This window comes from Pseudoalteromonas sp. c7(2019), from assembly GCF_011378625.1.
Classification (GTDB): domain Bacteria; phylum Pseudomonadota; class Gammaproteobacteria; order Enterobacterales; family Alteromonadaceae; genus Pseudoalteromonas; species Pseudoalteromonas arctica.
In genome coordinates this window covers 234,000-248,257 of the sequence record NZ_WTKS01000002.1, presented here as the reverse complement: position 1 = coordinate 248,257, position 14,258 = coordinate 234,000, and the positions used below count along the sequence as shown (strand labels likewise).

The following is a 14,258-nucleotide window of genomic DNA, read 5'->3' as shown; positions in this document are numbered from 1 at the left end:
GTAATAGTTATGAAAAAAGACACTCCATCACATTCGTCCCTAAGCAATGACGACATAAGCTTATTTCGTCAAACAATCACAGGCGCCAAAGTATTTAAACAAGATACTCATCGTTTTGATACAAAGCCTAAGGTGTCACAAGCTAAGCAATTTGCCCAGCAAAAAAAGCAGGCTCAATCTGAATTTTTCTTCTCAGACGTTTATATTCCCGATATAGACACCCACGGCACGGTTAAATATGTAAAACCAGGCCAAGATACCTTCCTAGCTAAACAGCTTCGCCGTGGTGACTTTGCACCCGATTTGACGCTAGATTTACATGGTTTAAATAAAGAACTTGCTAAAGATGAACTCGCTGGACTCATTCACGAATGTAAAAAGCAGCATTACTATTGTGCATGTGTAGTGCACGGTATTGGCGGCGGCGTACTAAAGCACAAAGTGCCTCAGTACTTAGTACAGCACCCTGACGTAATAGCGATGCACCAAGCCCCTCTCGAATATGGTGGTAGAGGCGCTGTACTCATACTAATTAATTTACCGCAAAGTGATGAATTTAGACGCTAACTTTAGCTATTACTAGGATGTAACTTCGTGCATATTTTTTCGATTATTTTTCCACTCATTTTTATTGTTGCGTTTGGTTATAGCTGTTGCCGATTAAAATTTTTCGAAAAGCAGCATATTGCAGGCTTAAGTAAATTTACTTTTTATATTAGTTTGCCTGCTTTTTTATTGTTAAATATGTCGCAAATTAACTTACAGCAAAGCATTAGCCTTTTTGCATTTTTGAGTTTTTACATACCCGTTCTGAGCGTGTTTGGGGTGGGTATTTTAATTGATCGCTTTTATTTAAATAAAAAGTATTTAAAAAATTACCAACAACACGGCGTCTTTGGACTTGCTTCTAGCTATTCAAATATGGTGTTAGTGGGTATTCCTATTGTTATTGCATCGCTTGGCAAAGAGATGATAGCCATTGCGTTTATGATCATTACTTTTCATAGCACATTGTTATTTGCACTTACTTTTTTAATAGGCGCTAAAGGCAGTAGCGATAAATTTTCGTGGTCGCATTTTGGGAAAAGTATGGTGTTAAATCCAATAGTACTGAGTATTGGGTGCGGGCTTATATTAAACATATTAGGAGTAACACTGTTCACCGACTTAGCAAATAGTTTGGAGCTATTAGCTAAACCAGCAATTGCCTGTGCGCTATTTGTACTTGGTGCAAATTTAGCTTTTTATAAAATAGCTACAAATTGGCGACCGGCGTTAATAGCATCAATTTTAAAAATATTTTTATTGCCTGCGTTAGTTTTATTGGTAGGCACTTATGTATTTAAGCTAGACACGCAAATACTCAATGTATTAGTACTTTTAAGTGCGTCCCCTGTTGGCGTAAATGCTTATCTTATTGCGACTCAAATAAAGCAGCATGAAGCTACTCTTGCTGGGGCTGTCGTACTTTCTACTATCTTAAGTGTTATTAGCTTTACGTTTTGGCTAGCTTTATTACTTTAGCTTACAAACCGCCGGCTACATCAACAAAGCTACCCGTTGTAAAAGAAGCGTGCTCTGAAGCTAAAAAGTAAATTGCTGCAGCAACTTCATCGGGTGTACCGCCTCTGCCAAGGGGTAATTTACTTTTAAGACGATCGACTCGATTTTTTTCACCGCCATCGCTATGCATATCAGTGTAAATAAGCCCAGGTCTAACCGAGTTAACTCGAATACCTTTACTTGCCACCTCTTTTGCCAAGCCAATAGTAAATGTGTCCATTGCACCTTTAGATGCTGCATAATCAATGTACTCATTAGGAGAGCCCGTTTTAGCGGCCCCCGATGAAACATTAACAATACTACCGCTATTTCCCATTCGCTTTATTGCTTCACGACTACATAAAAAAGCACTGGTAATATTTGTAGTCAAAACTTCGTTTATGCGCTCAGCACTCATTTCTAACAAAGGCATTTGTGGTTTTAAAATACCGGCGTTATTTATTAGTACATCAAGTTGACCAAAGACTTTATCTATATGCATAAATAAAGCTAAAACGTCAGCCTCTAGTGACACGTCACCTTGAATTACTTCAGCCTCAACGCCTAATTGCTTTACTTTTTCTGCCACCAATATTGCACTAGCTAAATCTGCTTTATAATTAATGCAAACATTATAACCGTGCTTTGCAAAATATAATGCGGTAGCTGCGCCAATACCTCGACTAGAGCCAGTGATGAGTACAACGGGGGAGCAAGTCATTAAAGCTGTTATTCTTTTAAAGCTGCAACGACTGAAATTTCAACAAGCAGTGCATCACGTGCCATTTTAGCTTCTACGCAGGCACGTGCTGGTGCATAACCCTCGGTTACCCACGCATCCCATACTGCATTCATATCAGCAAAGTATTCCATGCTCTTTACATAAATAGTCGCGCTAAGCATATGTTCTTTTGAACTTCCCGCTTCATCAAGCAATGCCTCTACTTTATCAAGCATAGTTTGAGTTTGTTCTTTGATATCTTTTTGTGCGTCGGCGCATACCTGCCCACATAAATACACAGTGCCGTTATGTTTTACAATGCGGCTCATGCGCGCACCTGTTTGTAAACGTTCTATTGTCATTTTACTTTACTCAATTATTTATATTTAAACGTTTTCTGGGGCATTTATACTTAAATAACTACTACGCTGGGTTTGCTCATCGTAACTAATAACAGCAACAGCACCCGTATTAAAAATGGGCATATTGCCAGGGCTTAACTGGTCCACTAAATAACTTACAATAGGCATATGTGATACAACAAGCCATGTATTGCATTGGGGGTGAGTAGCAATAAGTGTTTCGATGTAGTCAGCAGCAATTTGAGGTTTGCCTTCGGGAATTATATCAGACGTGGTTTCGCTAAATTTAAATACGTTATTTTTAGCCACACCTGCAGCTGTTTGCTGTGCTCGAATGTAAGGACTAACTAACAGTGCATCAGGGTAATGTGCTTTACTGAGCCAAAGGCCCATTTTTTCAGCTTCATCGTGCCCTGCTTGGGTTAAATTTCTACCTGCATCATCAGCCTGCATGGGTGTTGCTTCGCCGTGGCGCATTATTAGGATTGTTTTCATAAAAAATCAACCGATTAAAGAATATAAAACAGTAGCCAGTTTGCCCGTTTGTCAGCTATATTAACAATATAAATCTATTTATTTCTAAAATAGTTCTTTCATGAGATTCAGGTAAATCTTTAAGCTGTACTTCGCTTTCCTGAAGCCATCATCTGTTGTTAACAAGTAAACGTTTAGTTTCAGGAGCATCATTTGAATATCAGCCGCAATGATAACAGAGCATACCGCGCCTTTACACTGGACAATGGTCTAAAAGTACTATTAGTGCAAGATAAAGATTCTACAAAAGCGGCAGCATCAATGGCAGTTAACGCCGGACATTTTGACGACCCTCTTGATAGGCAAGGCCTAGCACACTTTTTAGAGCACATGCTTTTTTTAGGCACTGACCAATATCCAGATTCAGGCAGTTTTAATAATTTTGTTTCGCAAGCTGGCGGCAACACCAATGCGTGGACCGGCACTGAGCATACCTGTTACTTTTTTGATATTAACAATCAAGAATTTGAACAAGCGCTTACCCAATTTAGCCGTTTTTTTATTGCGCCACTTTTAAATTCAGCCGAAACAGAAAAAGAACGCAACGCAATTGAAGCCGAGTTTAAACTAAAAATAAAAGACGACGGTCGCCGTATTTATCAAGCCCACAAAGAAACGGTAAACCCTGCTCATCCATTTGCTAAATTTTCTGTAGGAAACCTACAAACCTTAGCTGACAGAGAGCGATGTATTAGTGATGAGCTTCGTGACTTTTTTAATAGCCAGTACCAAGCTCAGTGGATGACTTTAGTTATTTGCGCAAACGAAACACTAGATACACTACAAAGCTGGACTCAAACTTACTTTGGCGCAATTAACGGCAACAAAAACCTTAAAAAGCCAGAGATCAGTGAGCCACTTTATCGCAAACAAGACATAGGAAAAATACTCCATATTGAGCCACATAAGCATATGCAAAAACTTATTATAAGTTTTGCTATGCCTAATATTGACGACTTTTATCGCCATAAAACAGTAAGTTTTATTGCCCACTTACTTGGCTATGAAGGCGCGGGTTCTCTTTATTCTATTTTAAAAGAGCAAGGCTGGATCAATGCACTTTCTGCTGGCGGTGGTATTAATGGCAGCAACTTTAAAGATTTTAATATTAGCTTAGCGCTTACCGATGAAGGTATTGAATACTTCGAAGACATTATTGAAATGGTGTTTGAATACATTTGCTTAATTAACGATAACACCGAAAAATTGCCACGCTTATACCAAGATAAAAAAAATCTATTACAAATAGCATTCGATAACCAAGAAAAGTCACGCCTGATTGATTGGGTCAGTAATTTAAGCATTAATATGCAGCATTACGATGAAGCAAACTACGTGCAAGGCGACTATTTAATGGAAGGCTTTAAAAAAGCGACCCACGAAATGGCCATGCAGTGGTTAACGCCACATAATATGCGCATCGTACTTATACATCCAGATGTAGAGCCTGAACATAAAACGGCATGGTACAACACACCATATAAAGTAGAACATATTTCACCTAGTTGGCTTGATGCCCTTAGCGAGATAAATAAGCCGTTGAGCGAAATGCTGCTACCTACAGCTAATCCTTATTTAACAAAAGAAGTGGTGTTATTTGATGTCGTAAAACCACAAACAAAACCCGAGTTATTAGTAAAAGAACCCGGTTTTGATTTTTGGTTTAAACAAGACAATACATTTCGCGTTGCTAAAGGCCATTTTTATTTGGCCATGGATTCTGATTTTGCCGTAAAAGATGTAAAACATATGGCACTCACCCGCTTATTTACAGATTTATTTATGGATAGTGTGGGCGAGCAATTTTATCCAGCAGAACTTGCGGGACTTAGCTACCACTTAACCTCGCATCAAGGTGGATTAACTCTACATACCGCGGGGCTTTCATCTAGCCAGTTAGAGCTTGTTGATCAATTAATAGATGCTTTATTTAATGTAGAGATCTGTGCAAAACGCTTTGCTGAATATAAAAAACAGCTTGTAAGGCATTGGCGCAATAGCAACCAAAACAAACCAGTCAGTGAGTTATTTAGCATTTTAGGCGCAAAAATAATGCCTTGGAACCCACAACCTGGGGAGCTTGCATCGGCATTAAAAAACACCTGTTTTCAGCAATTTAATGAGTTCAGAACAGACTTTTTTAAAGCACTACATGTTGAATCATTTTTACATGGTAACTGGCAGCAAAGTGATGCAATAGCCTTTCAAAAAAAGGTCGCAAATCACTTAAAAAACGCAACCATAATTGAAGATTTAAGACGCCCTCTTTTTGAAATTAAAAAAGTAACTCGCTACGAGTTAGAGCTTCCTTGTAACGACCATGCAATGGTTATTTACTATCAAGCGCAAACGGATTGCGTGGCCGAAAAAGTAAAAATGATGGCGTTAAATCATTTAATTAATCAAGATTACTTTAATGAATTACGAACTACACAGCAACTTGGTTATTTAGTAGGCGCTGGTTATGCACCATTTAACACGCGTGCTGGTATAGCATTTTATGTGCAGTCACCTAAGTTTGATGCAAAAACATTATTGCATCGACATAACCGTTTTATTAAAAACTACCTTGATAATATTGATGCACTTGATGAAAACGATTGGCAACAGCAAAAACACGGCCTTAGTACTCATATTGCAGAAAAAGATAAAAACCTGCGCCTGCGCTCACAACGGTTATGGCTTGCTATTGGTAACAGAGATCATGAATTTCATATGCAACAACGACTTTTAGATGCCTTAAATGCGCTAACCCTAAAAGAACTAAAAGTTTATGCACTAAGCCTATTTGATGATAATAGACCAAGATATGAGCTTTTAAGCTCGGCAAAAGTCTATAAATCTCAAAATATGCCCGTTTACTCTCAATCTCTTTGACACTAGGTTTAGCTTGTTTTAAATTATCATTTGTAAATTAGAAGTAATAAAAAAATGATAAAAATAATAATAAAACTAAGCATGCTTGTAGTACTTGCTTACTCATTTGAGCTTTTTGCCTTTGAGTCATCATTTAATTACAACTCCGACAATATACTTATACTAGCAAGCGCCATTATAGCGCTTGCTTTGCCCTACCTGTTATTTGTAATCCACAAACTTAGACGCTCACGCCGCCAACTCCGCCTTTCGGAAAAACGCCTTAAAAGTACTGTAGAAGGTAGCGGCGATACACTTTGGGACTGGAACATAAAAACAGGCGAAGTTATTCGTATTAACGATAAGTACTTAATGGATTCGACTACCTTAATGGGGTTTCCGCCAAACAAAGGCCTTATTCATCCTCATGATATTAATAACGTTGAGCACTTGTTAAAAGTACACTTTGCAGAGCAGTCTGCTTTTTTTGAAGCCACCTACCGAATCAAAGATACATTTGGACGTTGGCATTGGGTACTCGATCGCGGAAAAATAATTGAAAAAGACGCTAACTTATCACCTCTAAGAATGACAGGTACCGTTCGTGATATATCACAGCTAAAATCAACGGAAGAGCGCTTAAACCTTTTTGCTAAATGTGTTGAATCGCTCACTGACGCCTTAGCAATTTACGATAAAAACTTTAAACTGGTTGATATAAACCCGAGTTTTTTAACCTTGTTTGGTGGCGTACGCGAGCAATACTTAGGAAAAGATTTCAACCTATCTGGGTATGAGCCAAGCTACACAAACAGAATTATTGAAATAGTAAAAGAGCGCGAACATATCCAACAAGAAGTGAAGCTTCGTAATAGTGAGCGTGTTTTATTGCCTATAGAAATATCGATAGATGAAATTAAAAACGATCAAAATCAAATAACTAATTATGTCGTTGTTTATTCAGATTTAACAGAGCGTAAAAAAGCCGAATCGCAGTTACATAACTTATCGAATCGAGATCGCACAACTAGTCTGCCTAACCGAAATTTATTTTTTACTGATTTGCAAAAGCTAGTAAAGCTCAACTCGCATCACGCCTTGCTTGTATTCGATTTAGATAACTTTAAAAAAATAAATGACTCGTTAGGGCATCAACTAGGTGACAGCTTATTAGCTAAACTAGCAATGCGCTTAAATAAACTAACCCGCGAAAATGATGTATTTTATCGTTTAGGCGGCGATGAGTTTGCTCTTGTAATGTCTGACACTAACGACATACATGTAATTACACGTATGGCAAAACAGTTTTTAGCAGCCATTGCTACACCATTTAAAATGGCTGGCCACGAACTGGCAATCACCTCAAGTGTAGGCATTGTATTATTTCCAGAAGACGGTAATACGCCTGAACTGCTCCTAAAAAATGCAGATACCGCGATGTATCATGCTAAAAAGAAAGGTAATAGCTACCTATTTTTTAACGACACGATGAACCGTCAAGCCGTTAAACGACTGCAAATAGAAAACCTTATGCGCTTTGGTTTAAAAGAAGATCATTTTGAAGTGTACTACCAACCAAAAATGAATATTCGCACAGGCAAGCTAACCGGAATGGAAGCATTAGTGCGCTTTATTACCCCCAAAAAGGGCATTATTAGCCCAGGCGTTTTTATACCCATAGCCGAGGAAACGGGCCAAATAATTGAAATTGGCGAAGTTGTATTAAACAAAGCCTGCAGAGACGTAAAAGAATGGCTAGATAGCGGTTTATTTAGCGGCCGAGTAGCTGTCAACTTATCAGCAAAGCAATTTAGCCTCCCCGATTTAACTTCTCGTATTGACGTTATTTTGCAAAAAAACGAATTACCTTCTTACTTTTTAGAGCTTGAAATAACAGAAGGTACTGTAATGGACGACCCTAAAGAAGCCATTGCAATTATGCGTTCGTTAAGTGCCCGAGGTATTCATTTAGCAATGGATGATTTTGGTACTGGTTATTCATCATTAGCGTATTTAAAGCAATTTCCGCTTAATACACTTAAAGTAGATAAAGCATTTATAGATGACATGACCAACGAACGTGGGCGTAATATGGTCGACTCAATAGTCACTATTGCGCATAATCTTGATTTGCATGTAGTTGCTGAAGGTGTAGAACAAGCTCATCAAATTGATATACTTAAAAAGCTTAATTGCGAAACAGTACAAGGCTATTACTATTCTAAGCCACTATCAAAAAGTGAATTTACTGAATTTTTAAAGCAGCAACAAACTAAAGCAGCCCCAAGCTTAATTAGAAAAAATAAAAATGTGGCGTCGATAAATTAAGGGCGCCATATACACGCATTTATACCTACATTTCTAACTAAAGCACGACGATAATGTAGGTTAAACAAGCACCAGGCCACAGGCCCAAGTAAACCGCCTAAAATAAGCCATCGCTTAATTGGCATACCTTTTTTAATGGCTTCTAAATACATTAAAGCTATAAATACACTGCTTAGTAAAACTATAAACAAAATTACCCTTTAAAGTTGCTCAAAAATACGGCGGTTATTCTAACGCTAACGTGATTAAATTTAAAGCAACAAATCCCCCGCGCGCACAAAAAAGCCGAACCTGTTAAATACAGGTTCGGCTTTTAAAATTATAATTTAAGGGTTACTTTTCAGCACGACCCATAAATTTGTGTTCAACAGTATTAATACGGATACGGTCACCTGTTGAAATATGCTCTGGCACAGAAATATTTAAGCCAGTAGACATACGTGCAGGTTTTGAACGAGCACTCGCAGATGCACCTTTAATAGATGGGTCTGTTTCTTCAACAACAAGTTCAACACTTGACGGTAAATCAAGCCCTACTGGCGCGCCATCAATAACAATTACGTGTACGCCTTGTGTTTCTTCATTAACAAATAAAATTTCTTCGCTAATAGCATCTTTGCTTAAGTTATAAGGCGTGTAATCTTCATTATCCATGAACACATACTCGTCACCATCAATGTACGATAGCATTACTTCACGGCGTGTTAAATCAGCCAGCGTTAGCATGTCACTGTCTTTGAATGTTTCGTCAACTTTACCACCGGTTACCACATCGTATAAACGCATACGGTATAAACTACCACCAGCACGACCTTGCGGCACAGAGCGCACAATATCTTTTACAACTAAAACGCGGCCATTGAAGTCAATAGCAGTACCTTTTTTAACATCACTCGCCTTTGGCATGTGTGAATTCCTATTATTTTTTTGATTGCCAGAAACATACCACGAACTGGATTTTGTTCAACTAAAATTACGTTGGTTTTACGCTACATGTTGTATTAGCTTGTAAAATTTTAATTTATACTAAAATACATATAATCAAATGTGAAAAAAACTGCTATGGTAGCTTTACCGAGTATGACTTCAAGGAATGGATCATGGACCAGAAAAAAGTACATGAGTATTTAGTTAAAAAACCACTTGTTCAGGTTACAAAACCATTTGCGCAAGAGGTTGATGTATATAAAGTGAATCATAAAATGTTTGCGACTCTTGCTATTGGCAATGACGGTCAAACTAATGATGATGGTGAGGTTATTTGGTGGCTTAACTTAAAGTGCGATCCTGATGAAGCAATATCATTGCGTGATATTTTCCCGGCAGTGATCCCTGGTTACCATATGAATAAACGCTTATGGAACACAGTAATTTTAGACGGCACAATTCCACAAGGTGAAATTGAGAGAATGATTGATAACTCATTTAATTTAGTCGTAGAAAACATGCCAGAAAAAGACCGAAAAGCTATTTCACTTCACTTGTAAACACTTTTTGGGCTAGGCTACTAGCCCATTAAAACCCTACACCTTAAGCGTATAAATTAAATCGTCATATAATTTATCGCCTATTGTATGCACTTTAAAAAGTGTATCGGTATGGGTTAAACCGCACTTACCAAGCACTTTTTCAGAACCAATATTGCCACGCGTTACGACTGCTTTAAACTGCCTAATACCACATTCTTTCCAAGCCCAGTCAATCACAGCTCTTAGGGATTCTGTCGCGTAGCCTTTATTAAAATACTCTGGCAATAATAAATAACCAAGCTCTGCGGTTTCTCCGTCATAGGCAAAACCTGTAACACCCACAGGTTGTTTTGTTTGATTATTAATAATGAGTAAACACAGGGGATGACGTGATTTAGCATTCCACTTAGGCAAGCGTATCTCAAAGCGGTTTCTTACCAGTGACTCCATTGGCATATCAAAGCAAAACTTAAGGACTTGAGGATCGCGATGAAGCGCTAGAAAAAGAGGCCAATCAGATTCTTCCATTTGGTACATGCTCAATCTTTGTGTAAATAATGTCATTAAGCTCCTCATTTATTTATAAAAACTATAAAAAAACCGCATTTAAATGCGGTTTTTTTAGATAGCAGAAACTTTATTCTTTCGTTTCAATCTCTTTAGTAACTTCAGGCTCAGTTACACTTTGCTCTTGTGACTCAGTGCTTTGTACTTCAGGAGCTACAACCTCAACATGTGTTGCGTTATAAAAAGTAGCACCAGAGCTTGCCATAGTTACCAGTGATTCACATGGTGCAAAGTTAGCATCGCTGTTAGCTAATGTAGACATATCAGAGCTTATTTTACTCGCGCCTAATTTATCCATATAGCTAAACGGGCCACCTAAAAATGGTGGAAAACCAATACCAAATATTGCACCGATGTCGCCATCACGTGGGCTGGCAATAATGCCATCATCTAAACAGCGTACTGCTTCGTTAAGCATTTGCGATACACAACGCTTAGCAATTTCGCTCTTGTTTAAACGTGGAGCCGGGGTAACACCCAATAGTTCGTAAACTGACTCATCAACCTTTTTGCCTTTTTTATCGTATTCATAAAAACCACGACCAGATTTACGGCCAAGGCGTTTTGAATCAATCATACGCATAAATGCATCAGGGCCTTTAAAACGCTCACCTAATTCTTTTTCAAGAATTGGGGCAATTTTAGAGCCAATATCAATACCTACTTCATCAAGTAGAGCCAGCGGGCCTACCGGAAAACCAAACTCAACAAGCGCTGCATCAATCTTTTCAATTGGCTCGCCTGCAAGCATCAAATTAGCAGCTTCGTTTAAGTAAGGCGCTAAAATACGGTTGACGTAAAAACCGGCCATGTCTTTTACAACAATTGGCGTTTTGCCTTGCTTACGTGCAAAGTTAACAACGCGGGCAATGGTCTCTTGAGATGTACCTTCGTGTGGAATAATTTCCACTAATGGCATTTTTTCCACTGGTGAAAAGTAATGCAAGCCAATTACATTTTCAGGACGTGCTGCCTGCGCTGCAATTTGCGATATTGGTAATGATGACGTGTTACTTGCAAAAATTGTATTTGCTTGGCATTGCTGCTCTACGTCTGCAACCATACCTTGCTTAAGCGCAAGATCTTCAAACACCGCTTCTATTACTAAATCAATGTGTTTAAAGCCACTGTAGTCAGTTGTACCTGTAATACGGTTCATTGTTAACTGCACATCAGCTTTAGACATAATACGACGTTTAAGGCGTTTATCTAAAATTTTATAGGTGTAGCTCATTGCATTACTAATACCCTGCTCTGCTACATCTTTAATACGTACCGGCACTTTAGCTTTAACAGCACTTACGTGCGCAATGCCAGCGCCCATTAGTCCACCACCTAAAACAGCGGTTTTGCTAATTGCTGGTGCGTCATCATTGCGCCACTCTTTTTTCATTTCAGTGGTTGCAAAGAAAATACCGCGAAGCGCTTTAGATTCATCACTCATTACAAGTGTTGCAAAGCTTTCAGCTTCTGTTTTATACGCTTTTAGCTCATCAAGCTCTACACTAGCTCGCACTGCTTTAATAATAGCTAGTGGTGCTGGGTAATGCCCGCCCGTTTTTTTAAGTACGTTTTCTTTAGCTTTTTTAAAGATAAAGTTACGACCAAACGGGTTAGATTCTAATAATTTACTAATATTGTCGAGCTTTGGCTCTTTTGCTTGTGGCTTTTTCTTCGCGGCAAATTCTTTTGCTACTTTTAAAAGTACACTGTGCGGTACACAATCATCAAGCACGCCTGCTTTTTTAGCTTGCTTAGGACGAATTTGCTTACCTGTTAGCATCCACTCTAGTGCTTTTTGAATGCCTACAATTTTAGTTAAACGCTGCGTACCGCCACCACCTGGTAATAAGCCAAGTTGTACTTCTGGTAAGCCAATTTTTGTTAAATCGCTGTCGGTACCAATACGGTAATCACACGCTAAAGCAAACTCTAAACCACCACCTAATGCAGCGCCATGAATGGCACTAACTGTTGTGTATGGCAGTTTTGTCATATCAAAAAACGCTTGATGACATAGCTCGCTAATCGCCAAAGCATCTTCACGCTTTTGAACGCTATCAAGCATTTTTACATCGGCGCCTGCAATAAAGTTATCGCTTTTTCCGCTTATAAATACCATGCCTTTTACGTTTTGCGATTTAGCGTCTTCTAATAACGCTTTTAAATCATCGGCAAAACTGCTGCGCAGGGTATTCATTTTCTCACCCGGCACATCAATCGTTACCACGGCGATTTTATTTTCATCTACCGCTAAATTAAATACTGAATCTGTCATTACGCGCTCTCCAATACAAAGGCTGCACCTAAACCACCAGCAGCACACGCTGTTGTTAATGCTAAACCGCCACCACGACGTTTAAGCTCGTGTAAGCTTTGCGTAATTAAGCGTGCACCTGTTGCTGCAAATGGGTGACCATATGCTAAAGAGCCGCCGTTAACGTTAAACTTATCCATGTTAATTTCGCCAATTGCTTTGCTGCGACCTAAATGCTCTTGTGCAAATTTGTCTGAAGCAAACATTTTCATATTGGCAAGTGTTTGCGATGCAAACGCTTCGTGCATTTCAATTAAATCTAAATCAGCAAGCGTAATACCCGCTCTATCTAGTGCAATAGGCGTTGAATGAGCTGGGCCCATTAACATGTCTTTTTCTACGCCAATTGCCGAAAATGCAAAGCTACGTACGTAACCTAGTATTTCGTAGCCAAGTGCTTTTGCTTTACTTTCGCTCATCATAAGTACGGCCGCTGCACCATCAGTTAATGGTGTTGCATTTGCGGCGGTAACAGTACCGTGCTGACGGTCAAAAACAGGTTTAAGCTTGGCGTAGCCTTCAACCGTTGAGTTTTTACGAATGTTGTTGTCTTCTGAAATAAAGCTTTTATATGGCGGTAAATGCGCCGTCATTACTTCATCTTTTAACTTTCCATCAGCCCATGCTTGCGTTGCAAGTGAGTGAGAACGATGCGCTAACGCATCTTGATCTTCACGGCTAATATTATGTGTTTTAGCCATTTGCTCAGCAGTTTGCCCCATTGAAAGGCCTGTTGAGTACTCTGCAACTGCAGGAGGCACTGGTAATAAGTCTTTTAAACGCAGTTTTGAAAATATTTTTAAGCGTTGACCAAGCGTACGCGCTTTATTTAAATCAACTAAGCTGCCTGCTAGCTTTTTACTAACACCAATTGGCAGTACTGATGACGAATCTGCGCCACCTGCAATACCTACACTTACAGATCCCGCCATAATAGACTCAGCTACATTAGCAATAGCCTGAAAGCTGGTAGCACATGCGCGCGATACAGAATATGCATCAACCGATACCGGCATACCTGTGCCCAATACAATTTCACGTGCAATATTTGGCGCTTCTGGCATTTGTACTACTTGACCAAATACAAGTTGATCAATTTCTGACTTGTTGAAATTTAATCGTTCAAGCATTTCGTTAACCACCAATTTACCCATATCAAGTGCAGGTACATGGTGAAACGCTGTTGCTTGCTTTGCAAAAGGTGTACGTAAGCCGCTAACTATGGCAATACGGTCGCCCTTTGGTGTTTTTAGTATGTTTTGCTCAGACATTTATGCTCTCCCGCTGACAGGTCTGACCTGTTTGTTTTCCTCGATTCTAAACAACCCGTGTACTAAAGCCAATAGATAAACACAAATTTATATAAATAGTGTTTAATTACGACTATCACAATAGGCTTTTTTAGACGCATTTACAAAGTTTTGTGGTACGCTAAAAATCGTTAATAAATAACGAACTATTTTAAAAAATACAGTCTAACTCTTGAGTTACCCAATTATAAACCTTATAAATAGGTCAGTATTTATCACCTAACACTATTAGGTACAAACCCAGCTGACGAG

At 38.9% G+C, this 14,258-nt stretch carries 13 protein-coding genes; 5 read left to right on the top strand and 8 right to left on the bottom strand.

Annotated elements, in window-relative coordinates:
• Positions 1-9: 9 nt before the first annotated feature.
• Positions 10-567 carry an endonuclease SmrB gene (gene smrB, locus GQR38_RS02965; protein ID WP_007377742.1) on the top strand — a complete coding sequence of 186 codons (558 nt, stop codon included), beginning with the start codon at positions 10-12 and terminating at the stop codon, positions 565-567.
• 27 nt (positions 568-594) lie between these two features.
• Positions 595-1,524: an AEC family transporter gene (locus GQR38_RS02960; protein WP_165721369.1), complete on the top strand. Its 930-nt coding sequence runs from the start codon at positions 595-597 to the stop codon at positions 1,522-1,524.
• A gap of 1 nt (position 1,525) precedes the next feature.
• Here GQR38_RS02960 and GQR38_RS02955 read toward each other — a convergent pair whose 3' ends face one another.
• From GQR38_RS02955 to sixA, 3 genes are read right to left on the bottom strand one after another with little or no spacing between them, the layout of a single operon-like run.
• Complete coding sequence (locus tag GQR38_RS02955; RefSeq protein WP_165721368.1) at positions 1,526-2,263, bottom strand: SDR family oxidoreductase; 738 nt, start codon at positions 2,261-2,263, stop codon at positions 1,526-1,528.
• Positions 2,264-2,271: 8 nt separating this feature from the next.
• Positions 2,272-2,625 (bottom strand): RidA family protein, encoded by a 354-nt coding sequence (locus GQR38_RS02950; protein WP_024591642.1) that lies wholly within the window; start codon positions 2,623-2,625, stop codon positions 2,272-2,274.
• 24 nt (positions 2,626-2,649) lie between these two features.
• Complete coding sequence (gene sixA / locus GQR38_RS02945; protein ID WP_024608902.1) at positions 2,650-3,120, bottom strand: phosphohistidine phosphatase SixA; 471 nt, start codon at positions 3,118-3,120, stop codon at positions 2,650-2,652.
• A 192-nt stretch (positions 3,121-3,312) separates the two neighbouring features.
• On the opposite strand from sixA, the gene GQR38_RS02940 reads away from it, so the two are divergent.
• Together GQR38_RS02940 and GQR38_RS02935 are read left to right on the top strand one after the other, a co-directional pair.
• The gene (locus GQR38_RS02940; RefSeq protein WP_165721367.1) at positions 3,313-6,036 is read left to right on the top strand and encodes an insulinase family protein; all 2,724 of its coding nucleotides are present in this window, start codon (positions 3,313-3,315) and stop codon (positions 6,034-6,036) included.
• A gap of 54 nt (positions 6,037-6,090) precedes the next feature.
• Positions 6,091-8,343: an EAL domain-containing protein gene (locus tag GQR38_RS02935; RefSeq protein ID WP_007580604.1), complete on the top strand. Its 2,253-nt coding sequence runs from the start codon at positions 6,091-6,093 to the stop codon at positions 8,341-8,343.
• Here the strand turns inward: GQR38_RS02935 and GQR38_RS20455 are convergent.
• Both GQR38_RS20455 and yeiP read right to left on the bottom strand, forming a co-directional pair.
• Complete coding sequence (locus tag GQR38_RS20455) at positions 8,340-8,534, bottom strand: hypothetical protein (protein WP_240917385.1); 195 nt, start codon at positions 8,532-8,534, stop codon at positions 8,340-8,342. The two genes, GQR38_RS02935 and GQR38_RS20455, sit on opposite strands and share 4 nt — an antisense overlap.
• Before the next feature lie 142 nt (positions 8,535-8,676).
• The gene (gene yeiP, locus GQR38_RS02930; RefSeq protein WP_007580599.1) at positions 8,677-9,249 is read right to left on the bottom strand and encodes an elongation factor P-like protein YeiP; all 573 of its coding nucleotides are present in this window, start codon (positions 9,247-9,249) and stop codon (positions 8,677-8,679) included.
• A gap of 194 nt (positions 9,250-9,443) precedes the next feature.
• Between yeiP and GQR38_RS02925 the strand changes: the two genes are divergently transcribed.
• Positions 9,444-9,830 carry an MmcQ/YjbR family DNA-binding protein gene (locus GQR38_RS02925; protein ID WP_007580596.1) on the top strand — a complete coding sequence of 129 codons (387 nt, stop codon included), beginning with the start codon at positions 9,444-9,446 and terminating at the stop codon, positions 9,828-9,830.
• Between the two features lie 36 nt (positions 9,831-9,866).
• Here the strand turns inward: GQR38_RS02925 and GQR38_RS02920 are convergent, their stop codons facing one another.
• From GQR38_RS02920 to fadI, 3 genes are all read right to left on the bottom strand, one after another.
• Positions 9,867-10,376, bottom strand: coding sequence for a GNAT family N-acetyltransferase (locus GQR38_RS02920; protein WP_165721366.1), 510 nt, complete (start codon positions 10,374-10,376; stop codon positions 9,867-9,869).
• A 73-nt stretch (positions 10,377-10,449) separates the two neighbouring features.
• The gene (gene fadJ / locus GQR38_RS02915) at positions 10,450-12,657 is read right to left on the bottom strand and encodes a fatty acid oxidation complex subunit alpha FadJ (protein ID WP_165721365.1); all 2,208 of its coding nucleotides are present in this window, start codon (positions 12,655-12,657) and stop codon (positions 10,450-10,452) included.
• On the bottom strand, positions 12,657-13,967 hold the full coding sequence (gene fadI / locus GQR38_RS02910) for an acetyl-CoA C-acyltransferase FadI (protein ID WP_004335629.1): 1,311 nt from the start codon (positions 13,965-13,967) through the stop codon (positions 12,657-12,659). The genes fadJ and fadI overlap by 1 nt, the downstream gene beginning before the upstream one ends.
• Positions 13,968-14,258 lie beyond the last annotated feature (291 nt).

What these genes read in the sequence shown, in the direction of transcription:
- smrB (WP_007377742.1), top strand. Translation starts at nt 10, where the DNA reads ATGAAAAAAGACACTCCATCACATTCGTCCCTAAGCAATGACGACATA.
- GQR38_RS02955 (WP_165721368.1), bottom strand. Translation starts at nt 2,263, where the DNA reads ATGACTTGCTCCCCCGTTGTACTCATCACTGGCTCTAGTCGAGGTATT.
- GQR38_RS02950 (WP_024591642.1), bottom strand. Translation starts at nt 2,625, where the DNA reads ATGACAATAGAACGTTTACAAACAGGTGCGCGCATGAGCCGCATTGTA.
- sixA (WP_024608902.1), bottom strand. Translation starts at nt 3,120, where the DNA reads ATGAAAACAATCCTAATAATGCGCCACGGCGAAGCAACACCCATGCAG.
- GQR38_RS02935 (WP_007580604.1), top strand. Translation starts at nt 6,091, where the DNA reads ATGATAAAAATAATAATAAAACTAAGCATGCTTGTAGTACTTGCTTAC.
- yeiP (WP_007580599.1), bottom strand. Translation starts at nt 9,249, where the DNA reads ATGCCAAAGGCGAGTGATGTTAAAAAAGGTACTGCTATTGACTTCAAT.
- GQR38_RS02925 (WP_007580596.1), top strand. Translation starts at nt 9,444, where the DNA reads ATGGACCAGAAAAAAGTACATGAGTATTTAGTTAAAAAACCACTTGTT.
- GQR38_RS02920 (WP_165721366.1), bottom strand. Translation starts at nt 10,376, where the DNA reads ATGACATTATTTACACAAAGATTGAGCATGTACCAAATGGAAGAATCT.
- fadJ (WP_165721365.1), bottom strand. Translation starts at nt 12,657, where the DNA reads ATGACAGATTCAGTATTTAATTTAGCGGTAGATGAAAATAAAATCGCC.
- fadI (WP_004335629.1), bottom strand. Translation starts at nt 13,967, where the DNA reads ATGTCTGAGCAAAACATACTAAAAACACCAAAGGGCGACCGTATTGCC.